The organism is Neobacillus drentensis NBRC 102427, from assembly GCF_001591445.1.
Classification (GTDB): domain Bacteria; phylum Bacillota; class Bacilli; order Bacillales; family Cytobacillaceae; genus Neobacillus; species Neobacillus drentensis.
In genome coordinates this window covers 78,009-94,686 of record NZ_BCUX01000005.1, presented here as the reverse complement: position 1 = coordinate 94,686, position 16,678 = coordinate 78,009, and the positions used below count along the sequence as shown (strand labels likewise).

Annotated in this window: 21 protein-coding genes; 15 read left to right on the top strand and 6 right to left on the bottom strand. The window is 36.5% G+C overall.

Annotated features, from left to right (window positions below):
• Window positions 1-18 precede the first annotated feature (18 nt).
• On the top strand, window positions 19-1,716 hold the full coding sequence (locus BDR01S_RS02960; protein ID WP_235846479.1) for a DUF2326 domain-containing protein: 1,698 nt from the start codon (window positions 19-21) through the stop codon (window positions 1,714-1,716).
• A gap of 497 nt (window positions 1,717-2,213) precedes the next feature.
• Entirely contained in the window at window positions 2,214-2,792 is a 579-nt protein-coding gene (yodN, locus tag BDR01S_RS02955) for a germination protein YodN (RefSeq protein WP_501193407.1), read from the top strand.
• A gap of 6 nt (window positions 2,793-2,798) precedes the next feature.
• Here yodN and BDR01S_RS25205 read toward each other — a convergent pair whose 3' ends face one another.
• Entirely contained in the window at window positions 2,799-2,963 is a 165-nt protein-coding gene (locus BDR01S_RS25205) for a hypothetical protein (protein ID WP_157406096.1), read from the bottom strand.
• Between the two features lie 195 nt (window positions 2,964-3,158).
• On the opposite strand from BDR01S_RS25205, the gene BDR01S_RS24715 reads away from it, so the two are divergent.
• The 3 genes from BDR01S_RS24715 to BDR01S_RS02945 all read left to right on the top strand — a co-directional run bounded on the left by BDR01S_RS24715 (window position 3,159) and on the right by BDR01S_RS02945 (window position 4,389).
• Complete coding sequence (locus BDR01S_RS24715; RefSeq protein WP_066256754.1) at window positions 3,159-3,332, top strand: YozD family protein; 174 nt, start codon at window positions 3,159-3,161, stop codon at window positions 3,330-3,332.
• A 181-nt stretch (window positions 3,333-3,513) separates the two neighbouring features.
• Window positions 3,514-3,891 (top strand): sporulation protein, encoded by a 378-nt coding sequence (locus tag BDR01S_RS02950; RefSeq protein WP_066256751.1) that lies wholly within the window; start codon window positions 3,514-3,516, stop codon window positions 3,889-3,891.
• 186 nt (window positions 3,892-4,077) lie between these two features.
• Window positions 4,078-4,389, top strand: a complete 312-nt coding sequence (locus BDR01S_RS02945) for a YodL domain-containing protein (protein ID WP_157406095.1) — start codon at window positions 4,078-4,080, stop codon at window positions 4,387-4,389.
• Between the two features lie 49 nt (window positions 4,390-4,438).
• On the opposite strand, the gene yoyE is transcribed toward BDR01S_RS02945, so the two are convergent.
• Window positions 4,439-4,567 (bottom strand): protein YoyE, encoded by a 129-nt coding sequence (yoyE, locus tag BDR01S_RS26455; RefSeq protein ID WP_268874649.1) that lies wholly within the window; start codon window positions 4,565-4,567, stop codon window positions 4,439-4,441.
• Window positions 4,568-4,719: 152 nt separating this feature from the next.
• Here yoyE and deoD point away from each other — a divergent pair, with 152 nt between their 5' ends.
• The 6 genes from deoD to BDR01S_RS02915 all read left to right on the top strand — a co-directional run bounded on the left by deoD (window position 4,720) and on the right by BDR01S_RS02915 (window position 11,612).
• Window positions 4,720-5,424, top strand: a complete 705-nt coding sequence (gene deoD, locus BDR01S_RS02940; RefSeq protein ID WP_066256745.1) for a purine-nucleoside phosphorylase — start codon at window positions 4,720-4,722, stop codon at window positions 5,422-5,424.
• Window positions 5,425-5,652: 228 nt separating this feature from the next.
• Window positions 5,653-7,845, top strand: coding sequence for a heavy metal translocating P-type ATPase (locus tag BDR01S_RS02935; RefSeq protein WP_066256743.1), 2,193 nt, complete (start codon window positions 5,653-5,655; stop codon window positions 7,843-7,845).
• 25 nt (window positions 7,846-7,870) lie between these two features.
• A complete protein-coding gene (gene copZ, locus BDR01S_RS02930; protein ID WP_066256740.1) occupies window positions 7,871-8,077 on the top strand; it encodes a copper chaperone CopZ in 207 nt (68 codons plus the stop codon).
• A gap of 170 nt (window positions 8,078-8,247) precedes the next feature.
• A complete protein-coding gene (locus BDR01S_RS02925; protein WP_472460752.1) occupies window positions 8,248-9,711 on the top strand; it encodes a lmo1851 family serine protease in 1,464 nt (487 codons plus the stop codon).
• 79 nt (window positions 9,712-9,790) lie between these two features.
• Window positions 9,791-10,705, top strand: a complete 915-nt coding sequence (locus BDR01S_RS02920) for a CobW family GTP-binding protein (protein ID WP_066256732.1) — start codon at window positions 9,791-9,793, stop codon at window positions 10,703-10,705.
• An 85-nt stretch (window positions 10,706-10,790) separates the two neighbouring features.
• Window positions 10,791-11,612: a hypothetical protein gene (locus BDR01S_RS02915; RefSeq protein WP_066256729.1), complete on the top strand. Its 822-nt coding sequence runs from the start codon at window positions 10,791-10,793 to the stop codon at window positions 11,610-11,612.
• A gap of 57 nt (window positions 11,613-11,669) precedes the next feature.
• Here the strand turns inward: BDR01S_RS02915 and BDR01S_RS02910 are convergent, their stop codons facing one another.
• On the bottom strand, window positions 11,670-11,915 hold the full coding sequence (locus tag BDR01S_RS02910) for a DNA alkylation repair protein (RefSeq protein WP_066256725.1): 246 nt from the start codon (window positions 11,913-11,915) through the stop codon (window positions 11,670-11,672).
• Between the two features lie 158 nt (window positions 11,916-12,073).
• Between BDR01S_RS02910 and yoyC the strand changes: the two genes are divergently transcribed.
• Both yoyC and BDR01S_RS02900 read left to right on the top strand, forming a co-directional pair.
• A complete protein-coding gene (gene yoyC, locus BDR01S_RS02905) occupies window positions 12,074-12,352 on the top strand; it encodes a protein YoyC (protein ID WP_235846478.1) in 279 nt (92 codons plus the stop codon).
• Window positions 12,353-12,365: 13 nt separating this feature from the next.
• Complete coding sequence (locus BDR01S_RS02900) at window positions 12,366-12,824, top strand: FixH family protein (RefSeq protein ID WP_066256722.1); 459 nt, start codon at window positions 12,366-12,368, stop codon at window positions 12,822-12,824.
• 56 nt (window positions 12,825-12,880) lie between these two features.
• On the opposite strand, the gene BDR01S_RS02895 is transcribed toward BDR01S_RS02900, so the two are convergent.
• Window positions 12,881-13,366, bottom strand: coding sequence for an Hsp20/alpha crystallin family protein (locus tag BDR01S_RS02895; protein ID WP_335582590.1), 486 nt, complete (start codon window positions 13,364-13,366; stop codon window positions 12,881-12,883).
• Between the two features lie 173 nt (window positions 13,367-13,539).
• On the opposite strand from BDR01S_RS02895, the gene BDR01S_RS02890 reads away from it, so the two are divergent.
• Window positions 13,540-14,301 (top strand): SDR family oxidoreductase, encoded by a 762-nt coding sequence (locus BDR01S_RS02890; RefSeq protein WP_066256717.1) that lies wholly within the window; start codon window positions 13,540-13,542, stop codon window positions 14,299-14,301.
• A gap of 102 nt (window positions 14,302-14,403) precedes the next feature.
• Window positions 14,404-14,550 carry a hypothetical protein gene (locus BDR01S_RS25645; protein ID WP_169801402.1) on the top strand — a complete coding sequence of 49 codons (147 nt, stop codon included), beginning with the start codon at window positions 14,404-14,406 and terminating at the stop codon, window positions 14,548-14,550.
• Window positions 14,551-14,615: 65 nt separating this feature from the next.
• Here the strand turns inward: BDR01S_RS25645 and BDR01S_RS02885 are convergent, their stop codons facing one another.
• Window positions 14,616-15,176 carry a GNAT family N-acetyltransferase gene (locus BDR01S_RS02885; RefSeq protein WP_066256714.1) on the bottom strand — a complete coding sequence of 187 codons (561 nt, stop codon included), beginning with the start codon at window positions 15,174-15,176 and terminating at the stop codon, window positions 14,616-14,618.
• Between the two features lie 305 nt (window positions 15,177-15,481).
• Window positions 15,482-16,609, bottom strand: coding sequence for an amidohydrolase (locus tag BDR01S_RS02880; RefSeq protein ID WP_066256712.1), 1,128 nt, complete (start codon window positions 16,607-16,609; stop codon window positions 15,482-15,484).
• Between the last annotated feature and the right edge of the window lie 69 nt (window positions 16,610-16,678).

Genomic DNA, 16,678 nt, shown 5'->3' with positions numbered 1-16,678 from the left:
TATCTAAAAATAGAAGATATGAGCGGAACTATTAGAGAAATTGAGTTCAAAAAGGGAATAAATTTAATCGTTGACGAAACTGTGAATGTCACTGATAAAGAGACGGGAAATAATGTTGGAAAAACCACAGTATTAAAGTTAATTGATTTTTGTTTAGGTGCGGACTCGAAGTTAATTTACACGGACAGTGAGAATAAAAAGGAAATTGATTTAATTAAAAATTATTTAGTTAACAATCGAGTTTTAATTACACTCGTACTAAAGCAAGACCTTGAAATTGAAGAATCTAAAGAAATTGTTATTAAAAGAAATTTTTTAAGTCGAAAAAATAAGGTTATGAGTATAAACGGTGAAAACCTCCCTGGCAATGACGGCAAAGATTTCGAAAACAAGCTGGATACATTAATAATAGGGGAGAGGCAAGAGAAAAAGCCATCCTTTAGACAGATTATTTCACATAGTATAAGGTATACTGACGAACGGATAAATAACACGCTAAAAGTTTTGTCAGCATACACTTCTCTTGCTGAGTATGAAATTTTATACTTATATTTATTTGGAATTACAATAACAGATAGATCTAAAATACTTAAGAAGATTAAAACTGAGAAAGAGTATAAAAAAAGAATTGAGAAGAAGCAAAGTAAATTTGAACTAGAACTATCGCTTGCAATGATAGAAGATACACTTTCTAATCTCGAGATAAAGAAGAAAACCTTAAATATAAACTACAATTACGATGAAGATTTAAGTAATTTAAATGAAACTAAATATCAAATTAGTACTATTAGTTCTAAAATAAGTGAATTGAGCCTACGAAAGAAAATTATTTGTGAAGCTGAAGAAGAACTAATGGCAAATAAGTCAAATATCGATTTACAACAATTGAAAATGATTTATAACCAAGCAAGTAAGTATATGGAAAATTTACAAAAAACTTTTGAAGAACTGGTTTCTTATCATAATAATATGATAGTGGAAAAAATCAGGTTTATTACTCAAGATATACCGGACATTGAGTCAGAAATCTCAGCATTGCATAATAGTTTAAAGAAGTTATTATCTCAAGAAGAAGAGTTAACCACTAAGATAGCAAAAAGTGACACTTTTAAGGATTTAGAAGCCATTATCAATGAGTTAAATGAAAACTATCAACGGAAAGGAGAAATTGAAAATTCAATTTCTCAAATTGATGAAGTTGATAATAAAGTGTCTTCTTTAGAAGAAGAACTAGATATTATCGATCAAGGGGTTTTTTCTGGGGATTTCCAAGAGAAAATAAAGGATCAATTAAAGAAATTTAATAAGTACTTTTCTGAAGTTTCGAATGAACTATATGGGGAGCACTATGGTATTTCGTTTAAAGTCAAAGAGGATAAGAAGACAGGTAAAGGTATATACGTATTTGATTCCTTTAATGCAAATAGTAGTTCGGGTAAAAAACAAGGAGAGATATTGTGCTTCGATTTAGCTTACATTCTATATGCAGACGATGAGGATATACCTGTTTTGCATTTTGTATTAAATGACAAAAAAGAACTTATGCATGATAATCAGTTAGTTAAGGTAGCAAATTTTATTGAGAATAAGGATATTCAATTGATTTTTTCAATACTAAAAGATAAACTCCCTCAGGAATTATATAATGAAGAAAATATTGTTTTACGACTTTCTCAGAAGGATAAACTCTTTAGAATTGAAAGCCGCAAAGAGTAAAGGGTGGTAAAGGCATAGCGATAGCTTTGTCTTTTTTTTGTATAAAATATCCAATTTTATTTTAGACTGAACGAATGCTCAATTTATCTTAACTGATTAGTTGGGCATTTTTTGTCATTCTCCAAACTTTTTTCGATTTCCGATTTACACTCTTCGTGGAGCAGATACAAGAATATTACAAGGAGGACAACGTACCAATTGTTGATCCCTTGAATATCATATTCTGAGGTGTTGTATCATGAAGGTTAAATACAAGGAAATTGGTACATTTGATGCTGAAAAAGCTGCAAAAGGCCTTATTGAGTTAACAAATAAAATAAAGAAAAAAGATAAAAAAGAAAATGAAAAAGCAAGTTAAACTCGTACTCTTATTGGGTACGAGTTTTCTTTTTTTTGATATAATTAAATTAATGGGTGATAAATATTTTTTTGTTTAACCGAATAAATTTAGAACATTAACAGATGTGAAATGGCTGGACGGAAAGTATGTTTATGAAGTGAATAAGAGTGATGGATTATTTATAGAAACCGCCTTACAGTTACTTTCCGAATATGAAGGCGTTGTGATGGAACAAGAACAAATTGATATCGAATATAGTTTTTTCTTTGGCGATTTAGTTCAAGTGAGCGGTTATGGTGCAGACTTGTTTAAGGTAGTAGGCTTCCGTACAGAAATTTGGAGATATAAAGAAGATGCTTGGGAAGATGTCATTTATGAGTTATCAAGGGTAAGTGATGGCGAATGGCTTGAAGCAGGTGAAGAAGAGTTAACACTTGTCGCCGATGCTGAAAATGCCGATACATTCATTCAAAAGCTGGGTCTCTTATACTTAGTGAATAAACAGGAAAAGGTAGTTGAAAATCCAAAGGTCCAGAACATGATTAGAAAAGCTGAATTCGAAGAAATTGAACGAAAAAAGGATAAAAAGGAACTAATTGACAACTTATTGGACATATTTAATGATTACCGGATTTTATATGAAATGTTTCAGGACCAGGAATATTATCAAGTCATGCGTGTGATTCTCCGGAAATTAGAAAGTCTTGTCAGTAACGATGGCAAGAGCCACGTCTAAGTAAACCTACCACTTTGAAATTTCGAATAGTAAATAAATAACAAACGGGATACCAGCCCACTTAATAAGGAAAAACATCACATCTAAAAGCTTCTCAAATGCTCGGAGGGTGAGTCCATCCTCCTGATTAACATCATCTATCCATGCCTCTAGTTTTAATTGTAAATTCAACATGATATCACCTCGGAAAAGTTCTTTTGATTCATCCTATGCTTGTCCAATTAAAAAAAGACATCTTCTCCTATATAAATCTTGGGGTTTAATAAATCGTCGTTTCTGTGGAAATAGGTACGCAGGAAGCTCCTCAAAGTAAATAGCATGAAACGGCCATGTACATCATACATTCTCTAAAAAGGGGGCGATGCTATGAGAGAAATTGAAGTATTTATTGATACCGAAGAGATTGCCGAATTTTTCTTTCATGAGCTTGTGAAAAGGGGATACGTTCCTAGTGAAGAGGAATTAGAAGAAATTGCAGACATAACCTTCGAATATTTGATCGAGAAAAGTATTATCGATGAGGAAGAAGAGGATGAATAAGAAGATAATTAATCAAATAGAGGAAAGCGGTATTTTCCTTTTAAATAGATTAATACGAAAGACGAGCCTTTGTGCTCGCTTTTTGTTGTGTTCAGGAAATTTATTAGTGCTTCATCGATCAAAAATTTTCATTATAAACACAACAACTTAGGCCATCATCATTATAAAAAGAAGTATAAAAGTGGAAGTTTTACCAAACCAGCTAATGTCTGCTGTGTTTAAGACAATCGAAAACTTAGGCTTTAGAATTCGGGAAGCTGATTGCGAAGAGGCACCGCGCCGATTACGGGGACGTTTACCATTTGTTCAAGAATTTGAGTTTGTCCCAACTTCAGGATTATTTCGTGGCAGATTAGATGAACTAGAAGTAGTTTTCTTCCCGTCTGGAAATGGCGCGCTTGACATCATGCTCCAAGTAGACCGGCGGGCAAGAGGGTTAGCTGGATTATTCTCAGAGGCAATTGGAGCAGATGAGACCAACGTACGTATGTCCGTTTCAAATGCAGATATCCCTAATTTACAACAAAAAATCCAAAACGTAATTCAAAGATATGCATAAAATCCAGACAATAGGTCCTTTTTAGGTCCTATTGTTTTTTTATTGAATAGCTTGATTCGATAAAAAACAGCCTCACGGGATAAAAAAAGTGCGATTCGACAAAAAAAGTGGAATTTTCATGGAGGATTCGACATTGTTCATAGCTAATTATTAGAATAAGCGATTAATTCTAATAATTGGAGGTATATGATGATCAAGGTATTAACAAAAAGAGCAAGTATACAATATGATGTGACCATCTTTCAAACTCCAAAGTACCGTGAAAATAAAGGACATTCAGAGGTTTATCGAACGACTATTCCCGCAAATAGTCGAGAGCAATGCTTAGCAGAGACTTTTAGCCGCTTTAATGTTACTGACAGAATACCTGCAAATTATCAAGGGAGATTTCTTTCCACAGGGGATATCGTGTTAATCGACGAAGGCCGCGGGGGCCAACACTATTATCAATTAAAGCCAGGCGGCTGGTTCCCTATTAACAGAATAGTTCTCCTCTAATCTAAAAACCTAAGGACAAATCCCTTAGGTTTTTTCTACTTTTTCTAGCTTAGTGCTTACGCCCACCGGTTGCGTTGTGCTCTTTTGCATGTGCATTGTGTTCCGCCTCAATGGCCTCGGCAGGGATATGATTATTTTTCTTCGGTGAGTTAGTACGGCTTCGATGTTTTTTACCCATGAATAGCTCCCTCCAATCTAAAAATAGCTTCCCACAAAATTATAAATTTCATGTCTGTTTCATTGAAGAGTTTCTCATTAGAAAATGTTTATGTTATATTGTCATTGATACAGTTTAAGGACTGTTGTAGTTAATGATTGGAGGAATATGAAATGAGTGTACATATTGGTGCGAAAGAAAATGAAATTGCTGAAACAGTGTTATTACCTGGGGATCCACTTCGGGCAAAATATATCGCAGAAAATTTTTTAGAAGATGCAAAATGTTACAATGAAGTACGAAATATGTTTGGTTTTACGGGGACATATAAAGGAAAACGAATTTCGGTTCAAGGGACTGGAATGGGGGTTCCTTCCATTTCTATTTATATCAATGAACTCATGCAAAGTTATAACGTTCAAAATCTGATTCGAGTTGGTACATGTGGAGCGATTCAAAAAGATGTAAAGGTTCGTGATGTCATTTTGGCAATGACAAGCTCCACCGACTCTAATATGAATCGTCTTACCTTCGGTCATGTTGATTTTGCCCCTACTGCAAACTTTGATTTACTCCGTAAGGCATATGATGCAGGGGTAGCAAAAGGACTTAACTTGAAAGTAGGTAATATTTTTACTGCAGATTCATTTTATAATGATAATTCAGAACTTGAAAAATGGGCTAAGTATCAAATACTTGCGATTGAAATGGAAACCACTGCCCTATATACAATAGCGGCTAAATTTAACCGCAAAGCACTTTCAGTTTTAACCGTAAGTGATCACATTCTAACAGGTGAAGAAACAACAGCAGAAGAAAGACAATTAACCTTTAACGATATGATCGAAGTAGCATTAGAAGCTGCGATAAAAGAATAACCAATAATGAGCCTCTTCCAATAGGATGAGGCCTTTTTAATTTTTCTATATAACAGGAAAACACTGCCAATGTAGAGAATAAATAAAAAACAAAACTCTTCTGTGACAAAAATCATCGAAAGACCGCATCATAACGCTTAAATTAAATATAGAATTAATTTTTGGTAAAATTCCTTTGACTAAATATACACTGCGGGGGTATAGTATATATTATAAGAGGTGATCAAAATGAGGGAGCAGCTCAAATTAGATATTACCGGAATGACCTGTGCAGCCTGTTCAACGAGAATTGAAAAAGTACTTAATAAGATGGACAGTGTTGAGGCAAACGTCAATTTGGCAATGGAGAGTGCAGCTATTTCTTTCGATAAAGAACTTGTTTCCAGTCATGATATTATTACTAAAATAGAAAAACTTGGATATGAAGCAAAAGAAAAGGCTAACAGGAACACCAAACAACAGTATAAAGAAGAGGAGATAAAACAGAAAAAACGAACGTTTCTTCTTTCGGTTATTCTGTCAATCCCCCTTTTATATACAATGCTTGCACATTTGCCTGTGGATCTTGGTTTACCTATGCCGCATATACTAATGAATCCTTGGTTCCAATTGCTATTAGCAACACCAGTTCAGTTTTATATAGGTGGTCCTTTTTATTTAGGTGCCTATAAAGCCCTGAAAAATAAAAGTGCTAATATGGATGTTCTGGTTTCGTTAGGAACTTCTGCCGCTTATTTCTATAGCCTGGCTGAAGGATTGAAAACAATTGGAAACCCTGCTTATATGCCACATCTTTATTTTGAAACAAGTGCTGTTCTGATTACTTTAATTCTATTGGGAAAATTATTTGAAACGATGGCAAAGGGGAAAACAACGATTGCCATTTCGAAGTTGTTAAGTCTCCAAGCAAAAGAAGCTACGGTCCTAAGGGAAGGTAAGGAACTTCGAATTCCACTTGAAGAAGTGAACGTTTCTGATTACCTGTTAGTCAAACCAGGGGAAAAAATACCTGTTGATGGATTGATCAGCTTAGGGCAATCTTCTATTGATGAATCCATGATTACTGGTGAGTCCATCCCCGTTGAAAAATCCGTTGGCGACAGTGTTATTGGTTCGACAATAAATAAGAATGGTACTCTTACTATTAAAGCAATAAAGGTTGGCAAGGACACAGCGCTTGCATCAATTATTAAGATTGTCGAGGAAGCCCAAGGCAGCAAAGCACCAATCCAACGGGTTGCGGATACAATATCAGGTTATTTTGTCCCTGTAGTGGTTGCTATCTCACTATTAACATTCTTGATTTGGTACTTCTTCGTGAGTCCTGGAGATTTCCCTTCTGCATTAGAAACATCCATTGCTGTTCTAGTTATTGCCTGTCCATGTGCGCTTGGATTAGCAACTCCCACATCTATCATGGTTGGTACAGGTAAGGGGGCGGAAATGGGTATCCTTTTTAAAGGTGGGGAGCATTTAGAAACAGCTCATAAAATTAATGCAATCGTCCTCGATAAAACAGGCACGATTACAAAAGGACAACCTACTGTAACCGATTTTATAGCTTATCAAGACGAAAAAAAGGTAATCCAATACCTCGTTTCAGCAGAGAAGTCTTCAGAGCATCCACTTGCTGAAGCGATTGTGAAATATGGAGTTGAAAAAAGATCAAGTACCCTGCCAGTGAAAAGGTTTAAGGCTGTCCCTGGATATGGTATTGAAGCAAAAATAGGTGAGGATGAAATATTTGTCGGCACCCGTAAACTGATGACTCTAAAAAATATTCCCAGCATGGTCGGTGAACAAGATCTGGCACGATTGGAAAACGAAGGGAAAACAGCGATGTTCATTGCCATAAATTCCAATATAATGGGTGTTGTGGCTGTTGCTGATACGGTTAAAGAAACAGCGAAACTGGCGGTTCATCAATTAAACCAATTAGGAATTAAGGTGTTTATGTTAACGGGTGATAATGAACGAACAGCCAAAGCCATTGCAAATCAAGTCGGAATAACGAATGTTATTGCAGAAGTCCTTCCTGAGGAAAAAGCCAATCATGTCAAAGAACTACAGCTTAAAGGGTTGAAGGTGGCCATGGTAGGCGATGGAATAAATGATGCACCTGCCCTAGTCGTTGCGGATATTGGGATTGCAATCGGTACGGGTACGGATGTGGCGATTGAAGCGGCTGATATCACCATTCTTGGTGGAGAATTAACCTTGATTCCAAAGGCAATGGCGTTAAGTAAACTAACGATGCAAAATATTCGCCAAAATCTTTTTTGGGCCCTTGTTTATAATACAGGGGGAATTCCCATTGCAGCCCTAGGTTTGTTAGCCCCATGGGTGGCTGGCGCAGCGATGGCATTTAGTTCCGTATCCGTTGTGTCTAACTCACTTCGATTGAAGCGAGTTAAAATATAAATAAAAATAAAGTGAGGTAATCTTCATGGAGAAAACAACATTACAGGTATCAGGAATGACTTGCGGACATTGTGAAAAGGCAGTGAAAACTGCACTTCTTAATGTAGAAGGTGTAAGTGAAGTAAGTGTTTCTTTAAAAGATGGCAAGGTTGAGGTTGGACATGATGGAAGCAAAGCACCTCTTGGAAAGTTAAAAGAAGCCGTCGAAGATCAAGGTTATGATGTAGTATAAAAATAAACGGTACTTACCATTTGGTAAGTGCCGTTTTTTAAATTAATAATTTCACTAACTTTTCTTTGTTAATTTTATGTAAAAGATGTTATCCTAATCACTAAGGGTTATTTTTATGGTTAATGAAAGTGGTGAAGGCTTTGAAAGACGAGAAGAATGATCAAGCAAAAGTGGAAGAATCAATTATTGAACACGGGCAAGAAACAGAAATTAAATCAGGATACATACGATTAAAGAAATTTCATTTTATCATGCTGTTGTTTTTGGTTGTGTTTCTATCGGCGGGTATAACAACATTTGCCCTTGCATTTGGAGATGAAAAGGTCGTTACAGTTGGAACAGAAAGACCAGAATTTGATAAACTCTATGAAGCATTTGATACATTGAAAAGTGGTTATTATAAGAATATTGACCAAAAAAAGGCCATCAATGGTGCAATTAATGGAATGGTGGAGTCACTCGATGACCCCTATTCAGATTATATGAGTAATGAAGAAGCCGAAAGTTTTCATGGCAGCATTTCTTCATCTTTTCAAGGGATTGGTGCTGAAATTCAGGAAAAGGACAGCCATATCGTTATTGTTTCTCCAATCAAAGGTTCTCCTGCTGAAAAAGCAGGGTTAAAACCAAACGACATGATTATGTCCGTGAATGGAAAAAGCCTTCAAGGAATGAATTCTACTCAAGCGGTAACGCTCATTCGTGGAAAAAAGGGGACAAAGGTGGAGTTGTCTATCCAACGTCCCGGAACAGATGCACCAATGACTGTGCCAATTATCCGTGATGACATACCGATTGAAACCGTTTATGGTGAAATGGTAGGTGACAGTATTGCGAAGGTTCAAATTACCAGCTTCTCAAGCAATACATCAAAGGAGCTAGTTAAAACTTTGAATGAGTTAAATGGGAAAGGAATGAAGGGTCTAGTTTTAGACTTGCGCCAAAATCCAGGCGGTTTATTAGACCAAGCCATTTCGATTTCGAGCATGTTCGTTCCAAAAGGGAAATTAGTATTAAAAGTAGAAGATCGAAATGGAAAGATTAAAGAATATCCTTCACAGAATGAAGGAAACCCAAATCTTCCATTGGTAGTTTTAATTGATAAAGGAAGTGCCAGTGCATCAGAAATACTTGCTGCAGCAGTTAAAGAATCCGCAGGTGTGAAATTAATCGGAGAAAAGTCTTTTGGGAAGGGAACAGTACAGACTGCTTCAGATTTCAAGGATGGCTCAAACCTTAAATTCACAACAGCAAAATGGTTGACACCGAACGGGAATTGGATTCATAAAAAGGGGATCAATCCTGATGTAGCAGTTTCCTTACCTGAATTTGCAACCTTAACAATTATTAATCCTGATAAGGAACTAAAACTAACTACATCATCGACTGAAGTTCAAACGGCTCAAAAAATGCTCAAAGCAATTGGATATAATCCAGGACGGACAGATGGATTTTTTGATGAAAAAACAAAAGCTGCCGTTACTGCCTTCCAAAAAGCTAATAAGCTCCCAGCCAATGGAGTTTTAAAAGGTGATTCCACCATGAAACTAATGGAGTTATTAAGAGATAAAATCAAAACCAGTGATACGCAAATGCAAGAGGCAGTCAAAGTATTAAAAGGAACGATGAAATAAACAAGAAGTGACCCGACTCTCTAGAGTTGGGTTCATTTTTTTAGATTACAATTTTTGATTGTTAGAAAGGGAATAGAGAATGAAAAAAGCTGAGGTTTATATATTATCTGGATTTTTAGGTAGCGGGAAAACAACCCTATTAAAACGATTGTTAGAAGATGAACAGAAATCAGGAAGAAAAACAGCCGTTATGATGAATGAACTAGGGAAAGTCTCGATCGACTCTGATGCAGTTTCGGGGGAGGATGTTTCCTTAAAAGAGCTGCTAGGCGGCTGTATATGCTGTTCCATTCAAGACAAGTTTGAAGCCCAGCTGCAAGGCTTGCTACTAGATGAAAAACCCGACGTCATTTATATTGAAACAACTGGTGCTGCACACCCTGTGGAGGTTATAGATGCAATCCTTTCTCCATTGTTTGCAGATAAATTATTGATAAAAGGCATACTAACAACAGTAGATGGTACAAGATGGATGGACAGAAAATTATTAAGTCCTCAGCTTCAGCAATTGATTCTCGAGCAAGTTAGGCATGCGGACTTTATTGTTATTAACAAAATGAATGAATTAGAAGCGAATGAACAAGCAAAGATAACTTTCGAAATTCAATCGATCAATCCCTATGCTAGATGCCTTCTCACTAATTATTCACAGGTGCCACTTGATCAGTTGCGAAAGCTTACTGTTTCTTTCGAAAAGGGTGAGCAAAAATCACAACAAATAAAATTAAATCTATCGACCTTTGTATATCAATTTAAAACTGCCATTAGCCATACCGAATTTGAGAATTTTTTAAAAAGTTTACCTGATAGTATTTACCGAATTAAGGGTTATATAAAATTTGACTATTCGGATTTTCCTTTCTTATTTCAATATTCATATGGGATGCCGATTTATTTAAAAGAAGACATGAATATGCCATTAAACCTTGTGTTTATTGGTGAAGATATAAGTTGGGGAGAGATTGAAACGCAACTAGGGAATCTTGAACTGTAAGAAAAATACCATGATTTTATGAATGATAAATTCCTCTTCAGGTAATTCTTTTAATGTAGCAAAGTTTTTGTACAAGGAGGATACGATGAAGAGGGTAGCGACTTGTATTATGTTTATTTATATCCTCCTATCTGGTCAAGGGGTTCAAGCAAAATCAACAATCAGTTATAAAATCGAGATGTTGAACTGGAAAGAAGTAAATCAAATTCTCCCGAAGTACACGAAATTTACAGTATTGGATGTGGAAACGGGAAAAAGGTTCAAGGTGCAACGACGGGCGGGAAGCCACCATGCGGATGTCCAACCATTAACCTCCAAAGACACAAAAGTAATGAAACGAATTTATGGTGGAAAATGGAGCTGGAAACGCCGTGCCATTATTGTTATCCATAAGGATCAATGGATAGCGGGCTCGATGCATGGAATGCCTCATGGTGCTGGGGCCTTAGCGAATAACTTTCCGGGTCACTTTTGTATTCATTTCTATGGTAGTACGACTCATCGTACTAACTCAATGGACCTATCACATATGCTGATGGTTTTAAAAGCATCCGGAAAGCTAAATCAGTATTTAGGAAAGGCAAATCCCTATGAGGTAATCAATGCCTATATTGCAGGATTGAAACAGCAAGATGCCCGGATTACCTCACAAGCTTCATTACAACAAATCAAATGGAAGCCTATTTTAGCGATTGTAGAAAATATTAGAATTTCTCGAATGGAATTTTTACCAGCAGAGGATTTAACAAATGAAATTAGTTTGGATGTACCGATTGAAGTGGACTGGTACATAAAAGATAGGGGCCGGCAATCCTTTAGAGGCGACATACATCTGATAAGATTTTCACCAATGGATGCGTGGAAAGTGGATTCTAAGGATTTTTTAAAAGAAAATAACCTTAAATAAAAAAACATCCTTTTTGTTGGACTCCCCCAATAAAAAGGATGTTTTTTTTGAAATAGGCTAAATCGGTTGTTCGCCAAATTTAATAAAGGTACGTTCATCTTCTATTAGTCCGCAGGTACCGCATTGAACTCGGAACTCTGGACCTTTATAAGGAAGATGGAAGGGTTCTAAATTATCTTCGCCATATTCTTGAATGACCGCTCCCGATTGAGGGTCAAGCTTAACAGAATGGGAAACTTGTTGAATCACATTAAAGCGGCTCCGATTCGTTTTGCAATTTGGACATTTATAAGGTGTTGACATATAAGCTTTCTCCTTTCATGGTGTCTAGTTCCATCGCCTTGAGACAAGTGGAAGGGCTAAATAGACGATTTCACTTTTCAAGACTTGTTAATATCTATGTTTTGCAATGATGATGGTAAATATGTAACAATGCAAGTGAAGACAAAGGAGGGGGTTATTTGTCGATAGAAAAAATGTCCTTTGATGATCTTTTAAAAGAATATCGGATGATTTGGAATAATCGTTTACTAGATACCGAGGGCCGTAATAGTAAGGAGACTTTGTTCGATGCCATTAAAAGGGAGCTTCAAGATGCAAACTCACATCCTCGAACCAGGAAAAATAAGTATGAGAAATACTATTCTGCCATCAAAAGAGTAATCGATTCAACGGTTTCGGAAGAAGACAAGCTATTGATAATTAAAATCCATAATCAAGTGATGGAAGAATTAAGTTAGGAGAGAGGGAACGATGAAAAAGCTGTTTGTATTTTTGATGACTGTCTTATGTTTAAGTATTGTTATTTCTTGCAGTAATAAAAAGGAGCAAGCTGATAATTTACCGCAGATGGTAGATGTAGCCTTAACCGTTAAACCAGATCCGGGAAAAATGAATGAGCCGATAACATTTGAAGCGAAGGTTACACAAGGGAAAGATAAAGTAGCGGATGCAGAGGTCATTTTTGAGATTTGGCGGTCTAAGGCTGACAAGCATGAAAAGGTAGAAATTAAACATACCGAAAATGGAATCTATCGCCTTGAAAAATCCTTCTCTCAAGAAGGAACGTATTATATCATTTCTCACGTTACAGCCAGAGATATGCATAATATGCCTAAAAAGGAATTTACGATCGGGTCACCGAGTGAACCAGAGGATGCTGCCAAGAAGGACTCTATGGATGGGATGGAGATGAATGGTGAAGGTCATTAAAACAAAAGGGTAGGACAGTCGATTTTGGCTGTCCTTTCAATCCCCATAAGGGTCTTTTAAAAAATTTCAGTTACGTCAATTTGTGAATACTGCAGATCAACATTTTTGGGGATTTTTACTTCAAGCATGCTATCTTTGAAGGTAGCTGTTGCTCCTTTCTTTTTTACAATCGCAGGGAGGGTTATCGTGTGCTTATCTTCATGATGAGGAATATGTTCGACGATTAGTTGATTGGATGTATAATAAATTCGAAGTTGTTTCACCCAGTCCTCTTGTTTCACTGGAATTCTAACATACACAAAATCGTGGGTCTCAAAGACCGATGAATTTAGAATACCCTTGGTCGAGTCCAGCGGTTGTCCCGATGGTTGTAAATTTTGAAATAATTCTTGAGGATTCATAACCCCCTTCATGTTTGCAGGCATGAATTTCCCCATTAGTTCTTGAACATAATTATTTATTTCTTCAGGCTTCATTTTTGTCATTTTATCTTTCATATCCTTATTAAAAGGGAATATATTCCAAGGTAACACTGGTCTCATCCTTTCCGTCTGTTCAGATATCTTATCCTATGCTAATGATTGCCCATCCGCTATAAAAACTTTGTCTTAGTGCAAAGTAAGTTATCACAGTGGTAATTATAATTTGCATTAATAATTGTTTCTTTTTAACATATAGTTAAGAGAGAAATTCAAAAATAGAGAGGTAATGATTCGTGAGAAAGAAAACGGCTTTGATAACGGGAGGAGCTTCTGGTATTGGCAAAAAAACTGCTTTTTATCTTGCAGAAAATGGGTATCAGTTAGCCATTAATTATCGTAAAAGTAAATCCGAAGCTATTTCTTTAGCAAACCAACTGACTACTCGTTATGGAACAAAGAACATCGCAATCCAAGGAGATGTATCGAACAAAGAGGAGTGCATCCGCATTGTAAATGAGGTCCTGTCCTCTTTCCCTACGGTTGATGTTTTAGTTCATAATGCCGGTCCATACATACATGAAAGAAAAAAGCTAACAGATTATTCCTTCGAGGATTGGAACTATATATTACAGGGGAATTTAAGTGCTGTTTTTTATTTATCAAAACTAATTATTCCTTCCATGCGAAACCAAAAATGGGGGAGAATAATTACCATTGGATATGATCGTGTAGAAACCGCACCAGGTTGGATCTATCGTTCGGCCTTTGCCGCAGCCAAAACAGGTGCTGCCTCTCTTACAAGGACAATTGCTATCGAGGAAGCGGAGCACGGAATCACGGCAAATATGGTCTGTCCAGGTGATATAATCACCGAATGGAAAGAACGTGATATAGAAGATACCAAGGGAAATGATTCAATTGGACGACAGGGAACAGGAGAAGATATAGCTAGAGTTATTGCCTTCCTAATTGACGAAAAATCGGACTTAATTACAGGGAGTATTATACCTGTGACTGGTGGAGTAAACGTATTAGGTAAAGTACTTAAGAATTAGTATAATTTTTGAACTATTTGATTTTCAAGAATGAAAACTGCTCCCTTTGTAGACAATATAAAGTAATCATCTATGAAAGGGGCAAAGAAAATGAGTTTTAATATGAATAGAATCAATCCTAATCAAACCCAAGTATTTTTTCATGATGGCCGCTTTGAAACATTGACGAATGAGGAACTAGATGAATTTTTGCTCCAAATGGGTCTTAGTGACGTGAACGAAAGCATCGAGCAAAATATAACGGAATAATAGCAGATATTTATTATTTATTGAACATGCAAAAAAAGCAAACGGCCGTAGCCATTTGCTTTTTTTTATGCTTCAAGTAATTGTGAATCGTCTGATTGAACAGCACCATTTCGCATAAGGTAAAAGGTGTACTGATCCCTTGGAATCTCATATATATCATATACTTCATCATTTGCGTTTAATTGCTCATATATTGCTTTTCTAGTTTCATTTGCTTTGATAACATAAGGAAGTTTTTCCGCAGCTTTGATGGAGCGAATATTCACCTTGCGGATGCGCATAAAAACTGTCTCAATCCCTATTTCATAAAAAATTTCTTGAAAAAAGGCATCCTTAGCCGGGCAATTATAACCCTTGCCATGATAGGGCTTGCCAAGCCATGTTCCTAAAAAACCAGCATTGTCTTCAATATCAAATAGATTAATCGTACCGATTGGTGAGCCCCATTCATCGAGAATGGTCCGTGAAATTAATTCACCGCGTTCTTCGGCTTCAATGGTTTGTTTGGTCATAAATAAGAATTCTTCATAGGAATCAGCTTTTTGGCGTACAAAGGGGAAGACATCAGGGTGCGTCATTAATTCGTACAATGTGTGGCTGTCATGAAGATCACGTTTTTTAAGCATGAATATCCCTCCATTAGGGCATTCCGATCCCATGTCAAAAGAAGCGGTCCACCCTCGAAATTTTTTATAAAGTTACTAAAAAATTCCGGGGTGGGAATCGAACCCACTAGAACCAGTAAAACTGGTGGCGCACCATTTGCCTTCCCTATATCATTTTTTTGTTAACAGAATGTGTTCGTAAACCCCCAAAGTATTCAGGTCTCTAAAACATTTCACTTAGAGTATAATACAAGAAAAATGTTAAAAAATAAATAGGTTTTTTGTGTATTTTTCGATAATATTTATTACCAATTTTCTACAGGATTTTAGGTTCCTAGATGGATCATTTCACCGCCAATCATCGTCCACTTAGGCTTTGCCAAGTAATGAAATGGATGATGGCTCCAAAGCACTAAATCTGCCTCCTTACCCTCTTCGATACTTCCGAGTTTATGGTCTAATTTCAAATTCTTAGCTGGTAGAATTGTAATTCCCTCTAATGCTTTTTGCTCGGATAATCCTTCACGAACCGCTAAACTCGCACAAATATTTAAATACTGAATTGGTGTATATGGATGGTCGGTAATAATCGATACTTCGACACCGTGATTCGTTAGTTCTTGATAGGTTTTCCACGTTTTATTTTTTAATTCGACTTTGGATCTTCGCGTCAATGTTGGCCCAACAGAAACCTTTAAACCCAATCCTGACAACTCACTAGCGATTAAATGTCCTTCCGTGCAGTGTTCAATTCGTAAATCAAGATTAAATTCTTCTGCAAAACGAAGTGCAGAAATAATATCATCCGCACGATGGGCATGGATTCTAACTGGAATTTGTCTTTTTAAGGCCAGTACGATAGGAGCGACTCTGGGTAAATCCGGATTATCTGTATGGATTGCTTGGTAGAAGGCTTCCCTAAGCATCCCCATAATCCCCATTCTTGTAATGGAATCATTGTTGCCATGGCTATGAATTCTTTTTGGGTTTTCCCCCAAGGCAATTTTTAAACCTGAAATCCCTTGAATAATCATTTTTTTTATATTTTTACCAGTCGTTTTGATAACAGAGGTTGTACCGCCAATAACGTTGGCGCTTCCCGGCATGACATGGACCGTCGTTATGCCGCTTTTGACTGCATCCGTGAACGCGGGGTCCAAGGGGTATACCCCATCGATTGCCCGAATGTGGGGTGTGAGGGCTTCAACCGTTTCATTTGCATCATTCCCAGCCCAGCCCGTGCCTTCATCATATAGACCTAAGTGAGTATGAACATCGATAAAACCCGGTAAAAGATATAATTCGCCACAATCAATTATTTTTACATTTAAATCTGTGGTTATATTTTTTCCGATTTTCTTAATTTTTCCTTCTTCAATAAGGACATCACATTGATGGATGGGTCCTGAAGTAATTGGATATACCGTTGCGTTTTTTAGAAGTATTTTTGTCATAATAAAACCTTTCTGCACGTTGTTTATAGTTATTTTATTGATTTTAACAAGTTTCGTGCCTTAGGAGAA

What these genes read in the sequence shown, in the direction of transcription:
- BDR01S_RS02960 (WP_235846479.1), top strand. Translation starts at nt 19, where the DNA reads ATGAGCGGAACTATTAGAGAAATTGAGTTCAAAAAGGGAATAAATTTA.
- BDR01S_RS24715 (WP_066256754.1), top strand. Translation starts at nt 3,159, where the DNA reads ATGAGAGAAATTGAAGTATTTATTGATACCGAAGAGATTGCCGAATTT.
- BDR01S_RS02945 (WP_157406095.1), top strand. Translation starts at nt 4,078, where the DNA reads ATGATGATCAAGGTATTAACAAAAAGAGCAAGTATACAATATGATGTG.
- yoyE (WP_268874649.1), bottom strand. Translation starts at nt 4,567, where the DNA reads ATGGGTAAAAAACATCGAAGCCGTACTAACTCACCGAAGAAAAATAAT.
- deoD (WP_066256745.1), top strand. Translation starts at nt 4,720, where the DNA reads ATGAGTGTACATATTGGTGCGAAAGAAAATGAAATTGCTGAAACAGTG.
- BDR01S_RS02935 (WP_066256743.1), top strand. Translation starts at nt 5,653, where the DNA reads ATGAGGGAGCAGCTCAAATTAGATATTACCGGAATGACCTGTGCAGCC.
- copZ (WP_066256740.1), top strand. Translation starts at nt 7,871, where the DNA reads ATGGAGAAAACAACATTACAGGTATCAGGAATGACTTGCGGACATTGT.
- BDR01S_RS02920 (WP_066256732.1), top strand. Translation starts at nt 9,791, where the DNA reads ATGAAAAAAGCTGAGGTTTATATATTATCTGGATTTTTAGGTAGCGGG.
- BDR01S_RS02915 (WP_066256729.1), top strand. Translation starts at nt 10,791, where the DNA reads ATGAAGAGGGTAGCGACTTGTATTATGTTTATTTATATCCTCCTATCT.
- BDR01S_RS02910 (WP_066256725.1), bottom strand. Translation starts at nt 11,915, where the DNA reads ATGTCAACACCTTATAAATGTCCAAATTGCAAAACGAATCGGAGCCGC.
- BDR01S_RS02900 (WP_066256722.1), top strand. Translation starts at nt 12,366, where the DNA reads ATGAAAAAGCTGTTTGTATTTTTGATGACTGTCTTATGTTTAAGTATT.
- BDR01S_RS02895 (WP_335582590.1), bottom strand. Translation starts at nt 13,366, where the DNA reads ATGAGACCAGTGTTACCTTGGAATATATTCCCTTTTAATAAGGATATG.
- BDR01S_RS25645 (WP_169801402.1), top strand. Translation starts at nt 14,404, where the DNA reads ATGAATAGAATCAATCCTAATCAAACCCAAGTATTTTTTCATGATGGC.
- BDR01S_RS02885 (WP_066256714.1), bottom strand. Translation starts at nt 15,176, where the DNA reads ATGCTTAAAAAACGTGATCTTCATGACAGCCACACATTGTACGAATTA.
- BDR01S_RS02880 (WP_066256712.1), bottom strand. Translation starts at nt 16,609, where the DNA reads ATGACAAAAATACTTCTAAAAAACGCAACGGTATATCCAATTACTTCA.